Annotated in this window: 17 protein-coding genes and 1 riboswitch; of the genes, 6 read left to right on the top strand and 11 right to left on the bottom strand. The window is 69.0% G+C overall.

The genetic code is table 11. The features are described from left to right. Positions 1–417 precede the first annotated feature (417 nt). A riboswitch (cobalamin riboswitch) is annotated at positions 418–542 on the bottom strand. Positions 543–546: 4 nt separating this feature from the next. The 4 genes from ACFSVL_RS34040 to ACFSVL_RS34055 all read right to left on the bottom strand — a co-directional run bounded on the left by ACFSVL_RS34040 (position 547) and on the right by ACFSVL_RS34055 (position 7,713). After that, positions 547–1,587 (bottom strand): 3-isopropylmalate dehydrogenase, encoded by a 1,041-nt coding sequence (locus ACFSVL_RS34040; protein ID WP_037811756.1) that lies wholly within the window; start codon positions 1,585–1,587, stop codon positions 547–549. 262 nt (positions 1,588–1,849) lie between these two features. After that, positions 1,850–5,182, bottom strand: a complete 3,333-nt coding sequence (locus ACFSVL_RS34045; RefSeq protein ID WP_378310166.1) for a S8 family serine peptidase — start codon at positions 5,180–5,182, stop codon at positions 1,850–1,852. Positions 5,183–5,434: 252 nt separating this feature from the next. Then, entirely contained in the window at positions 5,435–7,033 is a 1,599-nt protein-coding gene (gene serA / locus ACFSVL_RS34050) for a phosphoglycerate dehydrogenase (RefSeq protein WP_378310168.1), read from the bottom strand. Between the two features lie 80 nt (positions 7,034–7,113). After that, positions 7,114–7,713 (bottom strand): TetR/AcrR family transcriptional regulator, encoded by a 600-nt coding sequence (locus tag ACFSVL_RS34055; protein ID WP_378310170.1) that lies wholly within the window; start codon positions 7,711–7,713, stop codon positions 7,114–7,116. A gap of 179 nt (positions 7,714–7,892) precedes the next feature. On the opposite strand from ACFSVL_RS34055, the gene ACFSVL_RS34060 reads away from it, so the two are divergent. The 4 genes from ACFSVL_RS34060 to ACFSVL_RS34075 all read left to right on the top strand — a co-directional run bounded on the left by ACFSVL_RS34060 (position 7,893) and on the right by ACFSVL_RS34075 (position 12,075). Beyond that, positions 7,893–8,732 (top strand): TIGR03620 family F420-dependent LLM class oxidoreductase, encoded by an 840-nt coding sequence (locus tag ACFSVL_RS34060; protein ID WP_378310860.1) that lies wholly within the window; start codon positions 7,893–7,895, stop codon positions 8,730–8,732. A 226-nt stretch (positions 8,733–8,958) separates the two neighbouring features. Further along, positions 8,959–9,576 (top strand): DUF1345 domain-containing protein, encoded by a 618-nt coding sequence (locus ACFSVL_RS34065; RefSeq protein ID WP_378310172.1) that lies wholly within the window; start codon positions 8,959–8,961, stop codon positions 9,574–9,576. A gap of 156 nt (positions 9,577–9,732) precedes the next feature. Then, positions 9,733–11,079, top strand: coding sequence for an ankyrin repeat domain-containing protein (locus ACFSVL_RS34070; protein ID WP_378310174.1), 1,347 nt, complete (start codon positions 9,733–9,735; stop codon positions 11,077–11,079). Positions 11,080–11,178: 99 nt separating this feature from the next. Then, positions 11,179–12,075: a nuclear transport factor 2 family protein gene (locus ACFSVL_RS34075; protein ID WP_378310176.1), complete on the top strand. Its 897-nt coding sequence runs from the start codon at positions 11,179–11,181 to the stop codon at positions 12,073–12,075. 721 nt (positions 12,076–12,796) lie between these two features. Here ACFSVL_RS34075 and ACFSVL_RS34080 read toward each other — a convergent pair. The 3 genes from ACFSVL_RS34080 to ACFSVL_RS34090 all read right to left on the bottom strand — a co-directional run bounded on the left by ACFSVL_RS34080 (position 12,797) and on the right by ACFSVL_RS34090 (position 15,118). Further along, positions 12,797–13,807 carry a MerR family transcriptional regulator gene (locus tag ACFSVL_RS34080; protein WP_378310178.1) on the bottom strand — a complete coding sequence of 337 codons (1,011 nt, stop codon included), beginning with the start codon at positions 13,805–13,807 and terminating at the stop codon, positions 12,797–12,799. Continuing rightward, positions 13,801–14,481 (bottom strand): HEAT repeat domain-containing protein, encoded by a 681-nt coding sequence (locus ACFSVL_RS34085; RefSeq protein WP_378310180.1) that lies wholly within the window; start codon positions 14,479–14,481, stop codon positions 13,801–13,803. Before ACFSVL_RS34085 ends, ACFSVL_RS34080 begins: the two co-directional genes overlap by 7 nt. 97 nt (positions 14,482–14,578) lie before the next feature. Further along, on the bottom strand, positions 14,579–15,118 hold the full coding sequence (locus ACFSVL_RS34090) for a cupin domain-containing protein (RefSeq protein WP_378310182.1): 540 nt from the start codon (positions 15,116–15,118) through the stop codon (positions 14,579–14,581). 97 nt (positions 15,119–15,215) lie between these two features. Here ACFSVL_RS34090 and ACFSVL_RS34095 point away from each other — a divergent pair, with 97 nt between their 5' ends. Then, complete coding sequence (locus tag ACFSVL_RS34095) at positions 15,216–15,776, top strand: TetR/AcrR family transcriptional regulator (protein ID WP_378310184.1); 561 nt, start codon at positions 15,216–15,218, stop codon at positions 15,774–15,776. Between the two features lie 74 nt (positions 15,777–15,850). Here ACFSVL_RS34095 and ACFSVL_RS34100 read toward each other — a convergent pair whose 3' ends face one another. From ACFSVL_RS34100 to ACFSVL_RS34115, 4 genes are all read right to left on the bottom strand, one after another. Further along, positions 15,851–16,117, bottom strand: coding sequence for a DUF397 domain-containing protein (locus tag ACFSVL_RS34100; RefSeq protein ID WP_378310186.1), 267 nt, complete (start codon positions 16,115–16,117; stop codon positions 15,851–15,853). Between the two features lie 100 nt (positions 16,118–16,217). After that, on the bottom strand, positions 16,218–17,231 hold the full coding sequence (gene ilvC / locus ACFSVL_RS34105) for a ketol-acid reductoisomerase (protein WP_378310188.1): 1,014 nt from the start codon (positions 17,229–17,231) through the stop codon (positions 16,218–16,220). A gap of 43 nt (positions 17,232–17,274) precedes the next feature. Further along, complete coding sequence (gene ilvN, locus ACFSVL_RS34110; RefSeq protein ID WP_009074017.1) at positions 17,275–17,781, bottom strand: acetolactate synthase small subunit; 507 nt, start codon at positions 17,779–17,781, stop codon at positions 17,275–17,277. After that, positions 17,778–19,673 (bottom strand): acetolactate synthase large subunit, encoded by a 1,896-nt coding sequence (locus ACFSVL_RS34115; RefSeq protein WP_378310190.1) that lies wholly within the window; start codon positions 19,671–19,673, stop codon positions 17,778–17,780. The genes ilvN and ACFSVL_RS34115 overlap by 4 nt, the downstream gene beginning before the upstream one ends. Positions 19,674–19,997: 324 nt before the next feature. Here ACFSVL_RS34115 and ACFSVL_RS34120 point away from each other — a divergent pair, with 324 nt between their 5' ends. Further along, on the top strand, positions 19,998–20,549 hold the full coding sequence (locus ACFSVL_RS34120) for a PH domain-containing protein (RefSeq protein WP_378310191.1): 552 nt from the start codon (positions 19,998–20,000) through the stop codon (positions 20,547–20,549). Positions 20,550–20,567: the final 18 nt, after the last annotated feature.

Here is a 20,567-nt window from a genome sequence, read left to right on the forward strand (position 1 = left end):
GGCGACCACCCGAAAGCTCCCTCGCCGCCAAATGGCGACGGACCCGAAACCCCGGAACCACTCGCCAGCGAATCACCGGAACCGGCCGACGAGGAACCGCTGTCGCCACTCAGCGGCAAAGCATCTGAAGCCCTCTCGCCACCAGACGGCGAAAAACAGCCACCCCCGACAACTGCCGACACCCCGCCCCCGCCGCCATCAGCAGCAGCAGGAGGCGAAACCCCACCAGAACCACCGTCGCCGCCAGGCGGCGAATCCCCGCCCAGCACCGGATCAGGACAAGCAGAACGTTCTTCAGACGACGACACCACCGGCGAGGACCCAATCGGAATCATGGGCCCGCGGGCAAAGACGGCAAAGCCGCCGGTGTCGAAACGGCGGGAGTGTCGTCTCCCGCAGACCACGACGGGAGGGGACGAGGTTCGAAGAACCCCCGCCGGTATCGGGCTCGCCCTCGGCTCCGTAACAGAACCGAAGGCCTACCGTTGCGGGTCAGCGCCGGATTTCGACCGGCTTCCGCGGCGGGGGTCCGTAAAGCTCAGGCGGTCAGCCGGCCTGACGGGCGTTCGAGGAAACCAGCGCCGCGAGGCGGTCGCCGATGGCCTGCGTCGCACCGGGCGACGACTGGTCGCGCGTGGCGAGATCGAACGCCACCGAGGCCTCGATGCGCCGCGCCGCTTCCTTCTGGCCGAGGTGGTCCAGCAGGAGCGACACCGACAGCACCGCCGCGGTCGGGTCGGCGAGACCCTGGCCCGCGATGTCCGGCGCGCTGCCGTGCACCGGCTCGAACATGCTCGGGTTGCGGCGCGTGATGTCGAGGTTGCCGCTGGCCGCGAGGCCGATGCCGCCGGTCACCGCGGCCGCGAGGTCGGTGATGATGTCGCCGAAGAGGTTGTCGGTGACCATCACGTCGAACCGCGACGGGTCGGTGACCAGGTGGATCGTGGCGGCGTCCACGTGCGAGTACGCGACGGTGACGTCCGGGTGCTCCAGCGAGACCTCTTCGACGATCCGCGACCACAACGAGCCCGCGTGCTCCAGCACGTTGGTCTTGTGGACGAGCGTGAGGTGCTTGCGCGGACGCTCCTCGGCGCGGTTGAACGCGTCCGCGACCACGCGCCGCACGCCGAAGGCCGTGTTGACGCTGACCTCGGTGGCGATCTCGTGCTCGGTGTCCTTGCGCAGCAGGCCGCCGTTGCCCGCGTACGGGCCTTCGGTGCCTTCGCGCACCACGACCATGTCGACGTCCCCGGCGTCGGCCAGCGGGCCGCGCACTCCGGGGTACAGCCGCGCCGGGCGCAGGTTCACGTGGTGGTCCAGCTCGAACCGCAGCCGCAGCAGCAGCCCGCGCTCGAGGATGCCGCTGGGCACCGTCGGGTCGCCGACCGCGCCGAGCAGGATCGCGTCGTGCTGGCGCAGTTCGCCGAGCACCGACTCCGGGAGCAGCTCCCCGGTGGCGTGCCACCGCGAGGCGCCGAGGTCGTAGTTCGTGATCTCCGCCGCCGGTGCTACCTCACCGAGCACCTTGAGCGCCTCGGAGACCACCTCGGGCCCGATCCCGTCCCCTGGGATCACCGCGAGCCGCATCCACACACCTCCGTAGCCCAGGCCACCGGGCGCACCGATGGCCCATTCGCACAAAAACGCCAGCAGCGGAAGGTTACCGGCCGTAGACAAGGTGCCGTAGCCGCACCACCCTTATGCCGCATCCTCCCACAGGGTGAGACACCCGTTCGGGCGAACGGAAACGGGGGCTTGCCCAGGCCGGACAGCCTGGGCAAGCCCCCGCGTCTCGCAATGCGGCCGCTTCCGCGGCGCGCTTCAAGTTCCCCTTAAAGGGTGAACCGGATCAGCCGCGCGGCAGCTCCGATTCGATCCGCACGACCGCGGCGCGCTGCCCGGTCGCGTTGTGGTGCTCGATCGCCAGCAGGCCCTTCGCCTTGTCCCCGGCGACGGCGGCCTTGTTGCGGTTGACCACCAGAGCCGTGCCCGGCTTGGCGACGTAGCCCAGCGCCGCGTCGCCGCCGCCCTGTGCCGAGTACGCCGGCGCGAGCGCGTCGAACGACAGCGGAGTGCCGACCTGGTCGATCAACCCGTTCGAGGTACCCGGCGCGACGTAGTACCCGGCGGTGCCGACCGTGTAGCTGATGCGGTGCGACGCCTCGTTCGGATCGATGCCGAGCGCGGCGATGCTGACCGGCAGCACCATCACGTTCGAGTCGAACACGTTGGTGTCGACGTCGCCGAGCTGCCCGTTGATCGCCTGCAGGTCCACCGACGGGTTGCCCGGCTTGGTCAGCGACACCGTGTTGACGAGCAGCACGTCCGACCCCGTCGCCTTCGTCACGAAGGTTTCGAAGTCCGGCTTGCCGTCGCCGGTGGTGTCGATGTCCACGAACGGCACCGTGTTGCTGCCGAGGTTCGCGAAATCGCTCCACGTCGTGATCCCGAACGCCAGCATCGCGTTCTCCGGCTCCCCCTGCGCCTTGGCGAGCGGGGCCGTCGACGCCGCGCCGATGTAGCGCAGGTCGCCGCCCTTCGCGGTGCGGTTGAGGGTGCAGTCGGACGTGACGTGCGAATCGCATTCGGGCAGCTGCGGCGATTCGGCCTGCAGTTCGAGCACGCTGATCAGCGAGCGGTACCGCTGGGCGCCGCTGCCCTGGTCGATGCCCTTGCCGCCGAGGTTCAGCACGGCCTGGTCGGCATTCGCGCCGAAGCGCACGCCGGCCGGGGTGGTGATCGCCGAAACCGGCTTCGGCGACGAGTACACGGCCACCCGCAGCGGAACGCCCGCGCCGCTCTTCGGGGTGAACGCGACCCGGCCCGAGGCGTCGGCCACGAACTGCCGGGCGAGCCCGGCCTGCGAAGCCGCCATGGTCGGGTCGAGAACCTTGCGCAGCGCCTTCGGGTCGGCGATCTTCAGCGTCACCTTCACCGTCGCGACGCCGCGCGGGTTCAGCTTCACCGAGTTCTTGTCCACTGTGTACTCAACGCCGGGCAGGCTGTTGACCGCCTCGTAGCCCACCGAGTACTCGGCAGGCTTGACGCCCTTGTTGACCACCTTGATCGTCTTGCTCAAGGTGACCGGACCGGCCGCCTCGACAGTGCCGAACGTGACGCTCACCGCGCCGGGGTCGTCCTGCACGTACGCGAGAACCTGGTTGTCCAGCGCGGCTTTCGCGTCGATCCGGCCGGCCCCGACCCGCTGCGGGCCGTAGGTGTGGCCGGCCCCGTCGGTGATGTCGTGCGCCGCGGTGCCCACGACGTCGGCCTTGACCTCCTCGACACTCCAGTCCGGATGCGCCTGGCGGACCAGCGCCGTGATGCCCGACGTGTGCGGCGCGGCCATCGACGTGCCCGAGATGACCAGCCGCTCGTTGCCGCTGCCGCGGAACGCCGACGTGATCGTGTCGCCAGGAGCGGCGACGTCCGGCTTCACCGACGGACCGCGTCCGCCACGAGAGGTGAACGAGCTGGGAGTGTCCACGATGGACTGGTCATACGTCTGCAGCGTGGTCCGCCCTGCCCCGTACAGCCGCACGGTGAGCGTGCCCGCGGTCAGGCCCGCCCGCACGGACTGAGTGGCCTTGCCGGTGAGCTGGAACATCGGAACCGCCGCGTTGCCCGCGATACCGGCCCCGAAGTGCTCCACAGTGGACGAAAGCAGCACGCCCTTGGCACCCGCGGCCTGCGCGTTGTTGGCCCGCGCCGCGGAACCGCACGGACGCGTCGCGTCGTTGTCGTCCCACTCCAGCCACGCGATCTTGCCCGCGACCTTTGCCTTGTCCTCAGCCGAATAGGCGGCGCAGCCGGCGTTGTTGTTCGCCGAAATCGGCACCACCGGTGCGGTGAGGTCGAGGGTGTCGTAGCCGGTGTACTCCTGGCTGTACTGGCCCGGCTGCTGTCCGGCGGTCGGCGTCTTGACCTCGACCGCGTCCCGCAGTTCGCCCGCGTCGCGGCTGCTGGCCACGGTGAGCGCTTCCGGGGTGTTGCCCGGCGAACCGGCGATGTCGTTGATGTCGCCGCCGTTGCCCGCCGAGATCACCGGGAGCACGTTGTTCTGCGCGAGCTTGCGCACGAACAGCGAGTCCGGGTCGTCCGGCGCACCGAAGTCGCTGCCCAGCGACAGGTTCACGACGTCGAGGTGGTCGGTGAAGTCGCCGTCGCCGTCCGGGTCGAGCGACCAGTCCAGCGCCTGCGACGTGACGTTCGTGGAACCCTTGCAGCCGAACACCTTGATCGCGTACAGCAGCGACTTCGGCGCGGTGCCCGGCCCGATCCGCATGGCGTCGAGCTTCTTCTTGTTCAGCTTCTTGTAGTCGCCGGTGAACGTGCTGCCGTCGGCGTTCACGCCGAAGCCGCCGATGGTGCCGGCGACGTGCGTGCCGTGCTCGCCGCACGCGATCGGGTTGGGGTCCGGTTGCGGCGTCGGCGATCCGGTCTTGCCCGCCGAGTCGTAGTCGTCGCCGACGAGGTCGGTGCCGCCGACCACCTTGGCGCTCGGGAACAGCGACGACGGCTTCGTGCGGTCGACCGACTTGTACGCGTCGGCCGTGCCCGGGCCGCCGAAATCGGCGTGGGTGTAGTCGATGCCGTCGTCGATCACGCCGACGCGGATGTTGTCGCCGAACTTGCCGGTTTTTTGCCAGCTGGCGAGCGTGTTGGTGAGCTGTTCCGCACTGGCGTTGGTGCGGTTCTTCGGCACGACCGTGCGCACCGAAACGACGTCCGGCCGTTCCGCGAGCTTGCGGATCTTGGCCGCGTCTGCGGTGACGACAGCGCCGGGAACCGCGTTGGCCGTCTGCGTGACCAGCTTCGTGCCCGCGTCCGCGGAACGCAGCTGCCCGACCACGGAGCTGACCGCCGCCGCGACGTCGGCCTTAGCCGCTTTCGCCGCCTGCTTGGCCTTCTCCTTGCCCTTGCCCTGCTGTTCCTTGAACGCGTCGACCGCGGGTTTCTTGGCCAGCTCGACGAACGCGGTGATCTGCCCCTGCGCCGCGCTCAGCCGGGGCGAAAGCTTGCCCTGGACCTTGCTCGTGTCTACCTTCGCCGGGGCGACCGGCTCGGCCAGCGGCGCGCTCTGCGCGGACGCCGCGGGCACGGCGACAGCCGCCGCCAGCACCACCGCGGAACCCACGACCACCGAGCGGGCAGCCCACCCGGGCAACCGGGTTCTGCTCATGAGTAACCCCTTCTCGAGGCCCGGATCACGAACCTGCCCGCGCTCCCCATTCGCACCCCCGACGGTGAGCACCGGCGCCGCCCCGTGCTCTCACGGCGCGTGGTTCAGCCTCGCGGCAAAAACCTAGCTGCCCGAAACCCCTACTTTCGTGCGGAAAAAGGTCCGTTACCCGAATGTTGCCGGTACGGGTGAACGCGAGAACGGCCCCTTCCCCGGGAGTCCGGGAAAAGGGCCGTTCGGCGGAATTCGGGACTAGCTGAAATCGACGGCGCGGATGGTGTGCGCGCCCACGGTCGCCCCGATCGGCTCGAGCACGTTCGCGTCCACGTGCCGGTCGACGCGCAGCAGCATGATCGAGTCGGAACCGTCGGTGCTCTGGCTGATCTGCGCGGCCTCGATGTTGATGCCCGCTTCGCCGAGCAGCGTGCCGACGCGGCCCATGACGCCGGGACGGTCCGGGTACTCGATGACCAGCACGTCGCCCTCGGCGCGGAGGTCGAAGTGCCTGCCCTTGACCTCGACGATCTTCTCGACCTCGTCCTTGCCGGTGACCGAACCGGACACGGTGAGCGTCGCGCCGTCGCCGTGCACCGCGCGGAGCGTGACCAGGCTGCGGAACTTCGGGCTCTCCGATTCGGACACCAGCTCGGCCTGCACGCCGAGCTCCTCGGCCAGCCGCGGCGCGTTGACGAAGGTGACCTGGTCGTCGACCACGCCGGAGAACAGCCCGCGCAGCGCCGCCAGCTTCAGCACCGCGGTGTCCTCGCTGGAGATCTCGCCCTTGACCTCGACGGTCAGCGACGTCGGGGCCTTCGGGTTCAGCGCGGTCAGCACCTGGCCGAGCTTCTGGGTGAGCGACAGGTACGGCCGCACGTGCTCGCCGACCGCGCCGCCGCCGGACACGTTCACCGCGTCCGGCACGAAGTCGCCGCGCAGCGCCAGCAGCACCGAACGCGCCACGTCCGTGCCCGCGCGGTCCTGCGCCTCGGCGGTGGACGCGCCGAGGTGCGGCGTGACCACGACGTTCGGCAGGGTGAACAGCGGGCTCTCGGTGGTCGGCTCGGTGACGAACACGTCGATGCCGGCGCCGCCGACGTGGCCGCTGCGCACCGAATCGGCCAGCGCCTCCTCGACGATGAGCCCGCCGCGGGCGGCGTTGACGATGATCACGCCCGGCTTGGTCTTCTTGAGCGCCTCGGCGTCGATGAGGCCCTTGGTCTCCGGCGTCTTCGGCAGGTGGATGGAGATCGCGTCGGCGCGTTCCAGCAGCTCGTCGAGGGTGACCAGCTCGATGCCCAGCTGGCCGGCGCGCGCGGCCGAGACATACGGGTCGTACGCGATGAGCTTCGCGCCGAAGGCGGCGAGCCGCTGGGCGAACAGCTGGCCGATCTTGCCGAGCCCGACGACGCCGACCGTCTTGCCGTTGATCTCGACGCCGGAGAACGAGCTGCGCTTCCACTCGCCGCCGCGCAGGCTCTGGTCGGCGGCGGGCACCCGGCGGGCGACCGCGAGCAGCAGCGCGACCGCGTGCTCGGCGGCCGAGACGATGTTGGACGTCGGCGCGTTCACCACGAGCACGCCGCGCTCGGTGGCGGCCGGGACCTCGACGTTGTCCAGCCCGACGCCCGCGCGGGCGACGACCTTCAGCTGGGTGGTCGCCCCGAGCACCTCGGCGTCGACCTTGGTGGCGGATCGGACCAAGAGCGCGTCGGCGCTCTTCACCGCCTCGAGCAGAGCGGGACGGTCGGTGCCGTCCACGTGCCGGACCTCTACCTCGTCACCGAACACACTCAGCACGGAGGGCGCGAGCTTCTCCGCGATGAGGACTACGGGTTTGCTGGGCTTGGTCACGATGCGGCTCCCACTATCTGGTCACGAAATCGAGGACGCTCTCTCGCGGCGCACGTCGTTGTGCCCGGACTCGCGGGAGTTTAACGCGGGGCACTGACAGCCCGCTGCCCCCGCTGTTCACTTGTTCGTAATCCGGTGAAGACAAGCGTCATCAGGCGCTCTGTACCGCCGTCGCCCGGCAGGTGGGATCCGGCCCAGGAAGCGCCGTGCAGCAACAGAAGCAGCTCCTGGACGGTCACGTCGGCGCGGAAAACGCCGGCCGCCTGCGCCCGTTCCACCAGTTGAGACGCGGCGTCCCGCATCGCGCTGCAGGACGCGTGCAGCCGCGATTCCGGATCGTCGAGCGCTTCGGCCAGCAGTTCGGCAAGGCCACGGTAAACGGCGGACGTTTCGCCGAACCCGATGAGCCAGGCGTACAGCCCGTCGAGCGGATCCTCGGCGGCGAGCAGCTCACGGGCCTTGTCCGCCTGGGTGTCGAACCGGTCCCGCAGGAGCTTCTCGATCAGGTCTTCCCTGGTCGGGAAGTGGCGATAGAGGGTGCCGATCCCGACGCCGGCGCTGCGGGCGACCTCTTCGAGCGAGGCGTCGACCCCGCGTTCGGCGAAGGCGCGCCTCGCTTCGACCAGCAGGCGTTCGTAGTTGCGGCGGGCGTCCGCGCGCATCGGCTTGTCGTCGGTCATCTCGTCCGGAGTTTATCCCGTGACAAATCGGAGGTAGCCTCCGTATAGTAACCGGAGGCAGCCTCTGGTTAGCCGGTTCGTCCTCGGCGGACGCGTCGGCCCGGGCTGCCCCGGAATGGACGCCGCACTCCGCGGCCGAGAACCTCTTGGAGTCTGTTGTGGACAGGAACGGTGCCGCGATGCCGGTCGGGATCTGGACATTCGCCTTTGACGGCAAGGAAATCGGCGAAGTCCGGGCGGCCGCGCGCGAAGTCGAAGCGCTGGGTTTCGCCGCGTTGTGGTTCGGCGAGTACCGCGGGCGGGAAGCGTTCACTCAAGCGGCTTTGCTGCTCGAAGCGACCACGAAGCTGCCGGTCGCGACGGGGATCGCCCGGTTTTCCGAACGGTCGGCAGCAGCCGCGGAAGCCGCCGGCCGCACGTTGGCCGAGGCGTATCCAGGCCGGTTCACGCTCGGGCTCGGCGGACATCGGCCCGGCGGCGGAGGCAGCGCGATCCGGGAGTATCTCGATGCCATGAACGTGGCGGACCTGGACTTTCCCGCCGATCCGGCTTCCCGGCCGCGTCGGCTGCTCGCCGCTCTCGGGCCAAAAATGCTGAAGCTCGCGGCAACACAGGCTGACGGCGCGCACCCGTATTTCGTCCCGCCGGAGCACACGGCATTCGCCAGGGAAACGATGGGACCCGACGCCTACCTCGCCGTCGAACAAGCCGTCGTCCTGGACCCGGACCCCTTGCGCGCACGGCAAATCGCTCGCGAACACGTCGGCGGATACGTGCAGCTGGCCGCACACCAACGAGCGAACCTGCTCCGGCTCGGCTACTCCGAAGCGGACCTCGCCGGCGGCGGCAGCGACCGTCTCGTCGACGCGATCGTGGCCTACCAGAGCGAACAGGAAGTCGCCGACCGCGTCCGCGCACACCTCGACGCCGGAGCGGACCACGTCTGCGTCCAGGTTCTCGGTGCCGGGCCGGAGATTCCGGTGGACGGCTGGCGTCGCCTCGCCCCGCTGGTCCTCTGACGCTTTTTGCCTGGTGGCGGCGTTCGCCGTTTTTTGGCGAATGCCTCCACCGGGCACGTGCACCTCCTGGACGCGAGCACTTTTACCGGTCCCAGCAAGCATTCCCGGCCACCCGCGACACTTCCCCTGAACGGGCGACCCCGGCCGGACCGTTTCGCCGCCCAGCGGCCACCCCCCGCTGTTATCGTCGCGAAACGCCCAGCCGCGTTCGCCCGGGGAGCCGCCGGTGTTCACGAAACTCGCCCTCGCCGTGTCCCGGATAGTCGAACTCGTCCTGCTGGTGCTGGGAATCGTCACCTTCGTCAAGGACGACACCGTCCTCGCCCTTCTCCTCTGGGACCTGCTCGCGCTGATCTACCTAGGCATCCGGATCGCGCGGGTCTCGCGCAGCCGGAAGATCAGCCACGCCCGGTGGCTGAAGGGCGTTCTCGGCCGTCGGCTCGGACTGCTGTTCACCCTGTTGACCAGCCTCGTCGGCGTCACCGGCGGGCTGTCGATCGTCCTGCCGGAGACCGGCATCGACCCGACCGAAGCGAAAGTCGTCGGCGTCCCCGCAGTCCTCCTGGCCTGGGCGATCCTGCATTTCGGCTACGCAGAACGCTACGCCCAGAAGTACTACGACGATCTCCCGACGCAACATTTCCGCTTCCCCGAAACAGAGCGCCCCGCGCTGGCCGATTTCACCTATTTCGCGTTCACCATCGGGACGAGCTTCGCGGTTTCGGACGTCGAAACGCGGACGACGTCGATCCGTTCCCTGGTGCTCGCGCACAGCGTCCTGTCGTTCATGTACAACACGGCCACTCTCGGGATCGCGGTCAGCGTCATCACCGGCGGACATTGACCCTGGTGAGTTACAGTGGCCTCGCGCGGCAGGGGCCGCGTCCTGTCCGCGGAAAGGGCTGAGCCCACCCCCGTACCACGAGTTGCCGAGCTTTGCCTTCTTCCCTGCCCGGTGCCGGCGGACCACGGGGCGCGCAAGGGAAGGAAGGACTCCCTGATGACGGCTTTGCCCGCCAACCCCAACCTCGGCCAGCTCCGCAAACAGGCGAAGGAACTCGCCCGCGCCGACTCCCTCGCACTGTCGGAAGCGCAGTTCCGGCTGGCGCGCCGCTACGGATTCCCCAGCTGGCCACAGCTGCAGGCGTACGTCCGCCGCGTCGCCGAACACGGCCCGGACGTCCAGCACGCCTACCACCAGGACGTCGAGTACTACCGCGGCCGCGCCATCGGCCTCCTCGCCTCCGCCGAAGACGGCACGCCCGCCGCGCGAACCGCCTTCGACCGTCACGAGCAAGCGCTGACCCGCGCCGGTGCCTTGACGGTCATCGCCCGAGAACACGGCTTCCGCACCTGGCGGGCGTTGAAGACGCACGTCGAGGATTTGCCGAAAAACGGCGAACCGTTCGCCCGGGCGTATCAGCTGGTAGAAGCCCGAGACCTCGACGGCTTGTCCTCGTTGCTGACCGAAGCCCCGCACCTCGCGCACGCCCGTGGCACCAACGGCAACGACCTCCTCGGCATGGCGTCAGCAACGCACGACGAACGTCTCGTCCGCATCCTGCTCGCCCACGGCGCCGACCCCGCGCGAGCCAACGCCCATGGATGGACTGCTTTACATCAAGCCGCTTACAGCAATCTACCGCTCATCACCGACATTCTCCTCAACGCCGGCGCACCGCTGGACATCTCCGGCCGCGGAGACGGCGGAACCCCGCTCGTCGTGGCGTTGTTCTGGGGAAATCGAGCTGTCGCCGAAAAACTGGCAACGCACGACCGGTCCCCTCGCAACCTGCGCGTCGCAGCCGGTCTCGGCGACGTCGCACTGCTGGATGAACTCGTCAGTCCACAGGGGACTCTTTCGCCAGCAGCCGGCGCACACCGTGATTTCTACCGGCCACACAGCGGTTTTCCCTTCTGGGAGCCGACCAACGACCCCACCGAGATCCTCGACGAATCGCTGGCCTGGGCCGCCCGCAACAACCGAACAGCCGCACTCCGCACCCTGACCGCACGCGGCGCAAACCTGAACGCCGACGTGTATCGAGGCACCGCCCTCACCTGGGCAGCGACGTGTGGCCACTCAGCGGCGACAGAGACCCTCCTGGCCCTGGGCGCAGACGTCAACCAAGCCGGCACCTTCGGCGGCCCACGCCACGGCGTCGGCGTAACGGCGCTGCACCTGGCCGCCCAGAGCAACCACCTGGACGTCATCGAACTCCTCGCAACCGCCGGTGCCGACCTCACCGCCCGCGACGCCCTCTGGGACAGCACCCCCGAAGGCTGGGCAGAAGCGTGCGACAGCCCCGCAGCTCAAGAGCTGCTACGCCGACTCAGTCGCCACTAATCGGCAACTCCACCGGGTAGACAACCGGAGTCAACAGTCCGTATCGTCCCAACGAACGGACTGCCGACTCCGGTTACCCAACCCCTGCGGAGACTTCACATGACCACCCCACGCGACCTGTTCGACCAACTCTCCACCGGAATCAGCGAAGGCCGATTCACCGACCTGGCCCAGCTCTACACCGAAGACACCGTCGTAGAACACCCGACCGCCGTACCCAGGCCCGGACGCCTGGAAGGCCGGACCGCCCTGCACGACCGCTTCGTCAACGGCCTGGGCGGCACCCTCCGCCTCAACCGCCACGACGTGACCATCCACGAAACAGCCGACCCCGAAGTCATCGTCGCCGAATACCAGTACACAGCCGAATCGCGGCAAACCGGCCGGACCGCCGAAACAGCCAACATCCAAGTCCTCCGAGCCCGCGACGGACTCCTGACCCACACCCGCGATTACCACGACTATCTGCAATTGGCCGCCATCCAAAACGCAACCGCCGCCGTAACCGAGGCATACGCAAAAGCCCCCGCCTACAAACCCCACCCGATCGCCCCGCGCCCAGCTGCGCCCGTATCCCCAACCAGCCGCGAAGGCGTTTTCCACCAACTAGTCTTCGGCGTCGCCGACGGACGCTGGTCCGAACTCCCGGACCTCTATGCGGCAAAAACCGATGTCCGACACCCGTTCCTGCCCGGAGCCCCCATCCTCCGCACCCGAGACGACCTGCGCGCCCACTTCACCGCCGGCGCCGCGGCAGGATTCCGAATCGAGGTGACCGACCTCGTGCTCCACCTGAGCACCGACCCAGAAGTCGTCATCGGCGAGTCGGCCTATATCGGCGAAACCAGCTCCGGGACGCCCTTCCAGGTGAACAACATCTTCGCAATGCGCATCCGCGAGGGACAGATCATCGAATCCCGCGACTACGGTGACCATCTCGCCTTGGCCGCAGCTACCGGCCGTCTGCCGGAGCTAATCGCTCGCGTCACCGGATAGCAGCGCCCCGACCAGGCTTTCGCCTCTCAACGGCAACTCCCCAGCAAACGACGACACCTCGGCACCACGTTGCCGCTAATCAGCAACAGCCAACCGACCGACGAAATCCCTATCGCCATTCAACGGCAACGCCCGCCACCTCCTACCGGAGCCGCGTGCCACCGATCGTCGCCGCTCAACGGCGAAAGCTCCCTCCGCGACCACGGCCGGGCATCGGCAACGCACCCCGCACAGCATTCGCCGTTCAGCGGCGACACTCACGCCCAAAGTCTAGGCTACCCGGCAACAAGACACTCGGCGAAACCCCGACGTTCGACGGCTCGCACTCACCGCCTGCCCTCGCCACTCAGCGGCAAACGACCGCTTCGGCCATCGCCATTCAGCGGCGAACACCCAGCGCCGACCCGACCGGCGGCAAATCCCACCGCCAATCCTCGCCGCGCACCAACAACCCTCGCCACTTCAGCCGTCGCCATTCAGCGGCAAACGCCCGGCACAGTCTTCACCGCTTAGCGGAAACGCCCGTCCACCCATCGCCGAGCGACAAAGCCAACCTCACGCCCCTAGCCACCCAGCGGCAAATCCACCCGGAAAACCACCCCACCAGTCGCCGCCAACCGGCCACGGCAACCCGCCACAAACTTTCGCCACTAATCGGCAAATCCCCCTGACCAGCACATTCCCCCAAGATTCTCCCCCCAGCCCACGGCCCGAGCAGCCGTCACCGCCCCTCGCCACGCTCCTCGACGACCTTCACAAGCGCCGAAGCCACCAACGCCACCGCCCGATCCCCGTCACCCGCCAACCGCCGCAACTCCCCCTGCGCCAACGTCCCGGGCATCTCCGCAAGCGCTTGCGTCAACCGGATCCGCACCGCCGAATCCGCAGGATGCGCCGCCGACGCCCCGGCCAAAGCCTCGACGATCCCCGCCACACCCCCATCCGCCAGCGCACCCAAAACCTCAGCCGCCTCGACGTCGTTTCGCCCCTCGACGACCATTTCGACAAGAGTCGGCACAGCCTCCGCGACACCCCGCGCGCCCAAAGCGAGCGCCGCATGCCGACGAACCACCGCATCCGAACTGGCGAGCGCGTCCGTCAACACCGCAGTCGCCTCGGAGCCGGGCAGCTCGACGATCGCCAAAATCGCGCGCCGGCGGATGTCCTCGTTCTCCGAGCGGAGACCCGCCGCCACATTCGCCACCCCGTCGCCATCGGTCCGGGCCAGGGCCCACCGCAGGGCACCGGCGACATTCGGGTCCGATTCGGCGAGGACCGCTCTGGCCAGCACTTCGGCAGGGACCGGCACGTCATCGGCCGGAGCCAGCACGGTCTGCTGCCGGCGCGCGGCACCGGGCGAGCTGAGCCCGCGCAGCAGCTCGACGATGCGCAAGGCACCCTCCCAGCCGGAGGGTGCCGAGGCATCGACCGCACGGAGCCGGTCGAGCAGCTCCTGTTCCCGCTTCAGCCGGTCCTCGGTCCGCCGGATGAGGTCGCCGACCAGCTCCGACGGCACGAACGCGGGGTCCTCCAGCGCCCGGCCGATCTGCCGCAGCGACATCCCGAGCGACCGCAGGCTCTCCACATGGAAGATCCGGCGGATGTCGTCGTCGGAATACTCGCGATAGCCGCCCACGGTGCGACCGGTCGGCCGCACCAGCCCGAGGGTGTCGTAATGCCGGAGCATCCGGGTGCTCACCCCCGAGCGGCGGGCGACCTCGCCGATCAGCACGCGGTTTCCTGAGCCCGCTCCGGACCGAGCGCGACGATCCGTTTCGCCTCGTCCACGGCCTGGTCGAAACCGGTTTCCGGGTCACGGAGCAGCCGCTCAGTGGCAACAGCGTGCGCCTGGACGGCCGGGTCAGCGCTCGTCACCGCGGCCGCCAATACCGGCTCGATCACGGGGCCGAGCGCGACCAGCGCCCGGCTGAGGCTGAGCTGCACGGTCCGGTCACCGCGACCGAACTGTGTCGCCAGGTCAGCCGCCAGCCCGGCCTTGTCCCCGTCCGGTACGAGGACGACAGCCGCTCGCCAAGCACTTCTCGCGACCTCGTCGTCGGCGTCCTGCAGCAACGATCGGGTGATCGCTGGCCACACGCTCCGGTCGCCGATCTTGGACAACGTGTGCAGCGACTGGCTCCGGGCCTGCGCCACCGGGGACCGCAGCTCCGCGAGAAGCCGCGGCACCGTGTCCCCGGCCGGGAACCGGGTCAGCGCCCAGGTGAGCATGTCGCGGACGTAGAAGTCCGGCTCGATCGCGCACCGTGCGACGAGCGCCTCCACGAGACCAGGGCCGTCCGGGCGCGTTCCGATCGTCAGGGCGGCCTGCAGCCGCGTCGACGAGCCCCCGGCGCCCAACGCCTCGATCAGCCGCGTGAGCTGGGAATTCATTTGTTTCGAGTTCATCGGGATCACCTCCGTCGACCAGTGAAGACCTTGTCACGATGTCAAGGTCAACCCCGACGGGCAAAACGACCCGTCGCCGCTCCGTGGCGAAACTCGGCTACCGCCGGTCCGCACCGATAGCGACGCCGACAATCGTGCACGGTTCGGCGCCGTGGTTGCGCCAGGCGTGCCGTGTGCCGTTCTGGACGAGCACGTCGCCGGCGCGCAAGACCGTCTGGTCGCCATCGTCCAGCTCCAACGTGACCTCCCCCGAGACGATCAGGACGTAATCGAGACTGTCGGTGGTGTGCATGCCCGGCGAATCGGGCTCCATCGCAGCGACCGCGCCCGGTGCCTGCCGCTCCAGCTTTTCCCAGGCCGCAGCCAGGTCGAGATCCGGCGACGGCGTCAGCTCGCCCGGCGCGATCGTGTTGATCATGAACCGCGATCCGTCCGGCGGCGGGAAATGCTCCTCGGCGCGACGCGGGGCACCGTCGTCCGGGAACACCGGTCGCTCGTCCCGGCCCCAAAGCCGGTAAATCGCGCATCCGGGCATCAGACCGGAAGTGATGGGCTCGACCGCCTCGTCGGCGACCACCTGGGCCTTGCCGCCGGAGTCGTGCCCAGTGACCACCCGGCGAATCTTCGCGTGCGTCATCCCGATCTCCCCTCAGCATGAGGATACGGTTGCGTATCCATACGCCACCGTATCCAGCGTGCGGGAGACCGTCAATACGGTGCCGTATCCTCCGCGCATGGTGAACGATTCGCCCCGGCTGTCCGCGCGGGACTGGACCCGGGCCGCGCTGAAGGCGATCGCGGACGGCGGACTGGCCGCGGTCCGCGTCGAACCGCTCGCGCAGAAGCTCGGCGTGACCAAGGGCAGTTTCTACGCGCACTTCCGCAACCGGGACGAGCTGATCACCGCTGCTCTCGCCGATTGGGGGCGAAGCCACGGCGAAGCAGGACTCGCCGAATACGCCGCAATCGCCGATCCGCGGCAACGGCTGCGCGATCTGCTAACCGCCGTCGTGCGCGCCGTCCAGCCGCTGGCGCCGTCAGTCCACCTGAGCCTGCTCGGCGACCGCAACGACCCGCGGGTCAAAGAAGCGGTCAGCCGCGTCAACCGAGCCCGGCTGGACCTTCTGACCCGCACCTACCGCGAACTCGGACTCCCACCGGACCAAGCAGCTCATCGGGCACGCGTCGCCTATGCGGCCATTCTCGGCCTGCTGCACCTGGCCCAAACCGACGCGGACTCCCCGAGCCCCGACGCACTCGCCGACGCGGCGGCCGCGATCTTCCTGCCGTCCTGACTGGCCACGGCGTCATTCCCGATCGCCACGCTCGACACCACCGACGTCCAACCCTGCCGTCAGAAGCGCGAGCCTTACGCCTCCCCCGGCAACTCGAACTCGCCGTCCCGAACCCCGCGAGTAAACGCGTCCCACTCCGAAGGCGTGAACACCAGCACCGCCCCATCCGGATCAGTCGGCTGCCGGATGGCCACGTACGTCACCCCGTCCGAATGAGGGACGAACGCGTACTCCGCGCAATGCTCCAGACTCACGCCCGCCGGTTCGGCGCGGATCCAGGTCGCGCCAGTCAGGTCGAGTTCGTGCCGGATGTGCGCCTTGTCGTCGGTCGGACGGCTCATCGGCACAGCGTATCCGCCGTTCGGCGGTATCGCCTTCAAACGGAAAGAAGGCCCCGTCGTCCGTCGAACGGACGACAGGGCCTCCTCCGAGGGAAACCGGTCAGGCGGTCTCGGTGATCGGCCGGTCCACCCACGACATGAGGTCGCGCAGCTTCTTGCCGGTCTTCTCGATCGGGTGCTGGTTGCCCTCTTCCTCGAGCTTCGTGAACTTCGGCCGGCCGGCCTCGTCCTCGGCGACCCACTCGCGGGCGAAGGTGCCGTCCTGGATCTCGCCCAGGATCTTCTTCATCTCCTCCTTGACGGCCGGCGAGATGACGCGCGGGCCGCGGGTGAGGTCGCCGTACTCGGCGGTGTCGGAGATGGAGTAGCGCTGGCGCGCGATGCCGCCCTCGTACATGAGGTCGACGATCAGCTTCAGCTCGTGCAGCACCTCGAAGTAGGCGATCTCCGGGGCGTAGCCCGCCTCGGTGAGCACCTCGAAACCGGTCTGCACCAGCGCGGACGCGCCGCCGCAGAGCACGGCCTGCTCGCCGAAGAGGTCGGTCTCGGTCTCCTCGGTGAAGGTCGTCTTGATGACGCCGGCCCGCGCGCCGCCGATCGCCGCGGCGTAGGAGAGCGCGAGCGCCTGTGCGTTGCCCGAAGCGTCCTGCTCGACCGCGATCAGGCAGGGCACGCCCTTGCCGTCCACGAACTGGCGGCGGACCAGGTGGCCCGGGCCCTTCGGGGCGACCATCGCGACATCGACGTTGGCCGGCGGCTTGATCAGGTCGTACCGGATGTTGAAGCCGTGGCCGAAGAAGAGCGCGTCGCCGTCCTTGAGGTTCGGCGCGATGTGCTCGTCGTAGATGAAGCGCTGCTTCGTGTCCGGCGCGAGGATCATGATCACGTCGGCCTCGGCGGCCGCCTCGGCGACCGACAGCACGCGCAGGCCCTGCTCCTCGGCCTTCGCCCGGGACTTGGACCCCTCCTGCAGGCCGATCCGGACGTCGACGCCCGAGTCGCGCAGGCTGAGCGAGTGCGCGTGGCCCTGGCTGCCGTAGCCGATCACGGCGACCTTGCGACCCTGGATGATCGACAGGTCGGCGTCGTCGTCGTAGAAGATTTCCACTGCCATGGGGGGTACTACTTCCTTCCGTACTTACACGAAATCTGGGTGTTCAGCGGGGAGAAGCGGCGGTGATCGAGCGGGCCCCGCGGCCCACCGCGACCATGCCGGACTGGACGAGTTCGCGGATGCCGTACGGCTCCAGCATCCGCAGCAGCGCGCCGATCTTGTCCGACGTCCCGGTCGCCTCGACGGTGAGCGCCTCCGGCGAGACGTCCACCACCTTGGCGCGGAAGAGCTGGACGGTCTCGAGGACCTGGCTGCGCACGGTGGCGTCCGCCCGGACCTTGACGAGCAGCAGTTCGCGCTGCACGGCGCTGCCTGCCTCCAGCTCGACGATCTTGATCACGTTCACCAGCTTGTTGAGCTGTTTGGTCACCTGTTCGAGCGGTAGCTCTTCGACGGCGACCACGATCGTCATGCGGGACACCTCGGGGTTCTCCGTGGGCCCGACTGCGAGGGACTCGATGTTGAAGCCGCGGCGGGAGAACAGCCCGGAGACCCTGGCGAGCACGCCGGGCTTGTTCTCGACCAGCACGCTCAGCGTGTGCACGGTCATGCTTGCTCTCCTTCCGCGGCGGCGGCCTCAGCGGCCTCGGCGGCTTCCTGCGAAACCTCGTCGTCGTCGAACAGAGGCCGGATGCCGCGGACGGCCATGATCTCGTCGTTCCCGGTGCCCGCGGCCACCATCGGCCACACCTGGGCATCCTTCCCCACGACGAAATCGATCACGACGGGGCGGTCGTTGATCTCCATCGCCCGCCGGATGGTCGCGTCGACCTGCTCCTTGGACTCGCAGCGCAGGCCCGCGCAGCCGAGCGCCTCGGCCAGCAGCGTGAAGTCCGGGATGCGGTGCTTGTGCGTGCCGAGGTCGGTGTTCGAGTACCGCTCGGAGTAGAACAGGTTCTGCCACTGGCGGACCATGCCGAGGTTGCCGTTGTTGATCACGGCGACCTTGATCGGCGCGCCCTCGATGGCACAGGTGGCGAGTTCCTGGTTGGTCATCTGGAAGCAGCCGTCGCCGTCGATCGCCCACACCGGCGTGTCCGGCAGGCCGAACTGCGCGCCCATCGCGGCCGGGACGGCGAAGCCCATGGTGCCGAGTCCGCCGGAGTTGATCCAGGAACGCGGCTTCTCGTACTTCACGAACTGCGCGGCCCACATCTGGTGCTGGCCGACGCCCGCGACGTACACCGCGTCCGGGCCGACCAGCTCGCCGATCCGCTCGATGACGTACTGCGGCGAGAGCGACCCGTCGTCCGGCCATTCGTAGCCTGCCGGATAGTCCTCGCGCCACGAGTCGACCTGGGTCCACCAGTCGCTCAGGTCGGGGCGGCCGCGCTCGAACTCGGTCTTCACCGCGTCGATCAGCTCGCCGATGATCTCCTTGCAGTCGCCGACGATCGGCACGTCCGCCTTGCGGTTCTTGGAGATCTCGGCCGGGTCGATGTCCGCGTGGACGATCTTCGCGTCCGGCGCGAACGACGACAGCTGGCCGGTGACCCGGTCGTCGAACCGGGCGCCGAGCGCGACCAGCAGGTCGGCGCGCTGCATCGACGCGACCGCGCCGACGGACCCGTGCATGCCGGGCATGCCGACGTGCTGACGGTGCGAGTCAGGGAACGCGCCGCGCGCCATCAGCGTGGTGGCGACCGGGATGCCGGTCAGCTCGGCCAGCTCGAGCAGCTGCGCGGACGCCTCGGCCTTGATCACGCCGCCGCCGACGTACAGCACCGGCCGCTGTGCCTGCGCGATCAGCTTCGCGGCTTCGCGGACCTGCTTGCCGTGCGGCCGCAGCGTCGGGCGGTAGCCGGGCAGCCGGAGTTCGGGCGGCCAGGAGAACGAGGTCATCTCCTGCAGCACGTCCTTGGGGATGTCCACCAGCACCGGGCCGGGCCGTCCGGTCGCGGCCAGGTGGAACGCCTCGGCGATCGCCCGCGGGATCTCCGCCGGGTCGGTGACGAGGAAGTTGTGCTTGGTGATCGGCATGGTGATGCCGCAGATGTCGGCTTCCTGGAACGCGTCGGTGCCGATCAGGCCGCGCGACTGCTGCCCGGTGATGGCGACGACCGGGACCGAGTCCATGTTCGCGTCGGCCAGCGGGGTGACGAGGTTCGTGGCGCCCGGCCCCGAGGTCGCCATGCACACGCCGACCTTGCCGGTCGCCTGCGCGTAGCCGGTGGCGGCGTGGCCGGCGCCCTGCTCGTGGCGGACGAGGACGTGCCGGACCTTCGTGGAGTCCAGCAGCGGGTCGTAGGCGGGAAGGATGGTGCCACCCGGAATGCCGAACACGACCTCCGCGCCGACCGCTTCGAGCGAGCGGACAAGCGACTGCGCGCCGGTGACGCGCACCGGCGTACCCGCCGGAGGGGCGGGCTTCGGACGTGCTCCTGGGACACCGGGCGCGGTCGGCCCGGGCTTCGCGTCGCTGCGCGACGTGGCACTGGTCATCGGTTCTGCCTCGTGGGTTCTCGGTGTCACTCGTTCGGGTTGTCTGGGCCGTACTTCCGGTCGGGGAACCGGTTTCACGCAACAAAAAACCCCCGCCGACCGTAAGGTCGCACGAGGGTCGCGCGTCGACGCAGAGGACTCTTCCTAAGCGTCGGCGCGCTGAGGAAGTACGAGACCGGTCTGCGTAATCACGGGCCCGAGGCTAGTCGCGCGCCCGGGCGAGTGTCAACTCTGCGGGACAGCGGTTCCGCATCGTGGACGGCCAGTACTGCTCCCCCGCGACCCGGGCGCAGGCCGCCCGCGGCGTCGGTGCACCATTCCTGCGTGGCCAAGAAACAGCAGGACCAGCGTGCGGACGAGGGCCGGAAGGCCGTGTTCCGGATCCCGACCACGGCGTATCTCGCCATCGGTCTGCTGATCGTCTGTGTGACGCCAGTCGCATTAGGCGAGATCGGCGGATTCCAGTGGCTGTACGTCTTCCCGCTCGCGCTGCTCGTGTTCGTCGCCCGCACCCGCACCGTCGCGAACCGCGAAGGACTGCAGGTCCGGACCGTCTTCGGCAAGCGCGACCTGCCGTGGTCGTCGCTCAAGGGACTGGCGATCACGAACAAAGCCCGCGTGCGCGCGGTCCTCGGCGATGACACCCAAGTGAGCCTTCCCACTGTGCGGACGCGGCACCTTCCGGTACTGGCGCTGGTGAGCGAGGGCAAGATCCAGGACCCGTCGGGCGTGCTGAGCGAGGAGGAACTCGCCGGGAAGAAGCCGGCGGATCCTGCCGGGAAGCCCGCGCCGGACCCCGCTCCGGAAGCGGCCGAACCGGCGTCTTCCGCGGGCGCGGAACAGACCGGCGGCGCCGACGGCAAACCAGCCGAGTAGAATTGGTAGGACCAGTTT

The organism is Amycolatopsis silviterrae (assembly GCF_042684085.1).
In the GTDB taxonomy this organism is placed as follows: Bacteria; Actinomycetota; Actinomycetes; order Mycobacteriales; family Pseudonocardiaceae; genus Amycolatopsis; species Amycolatopsis silviterrae.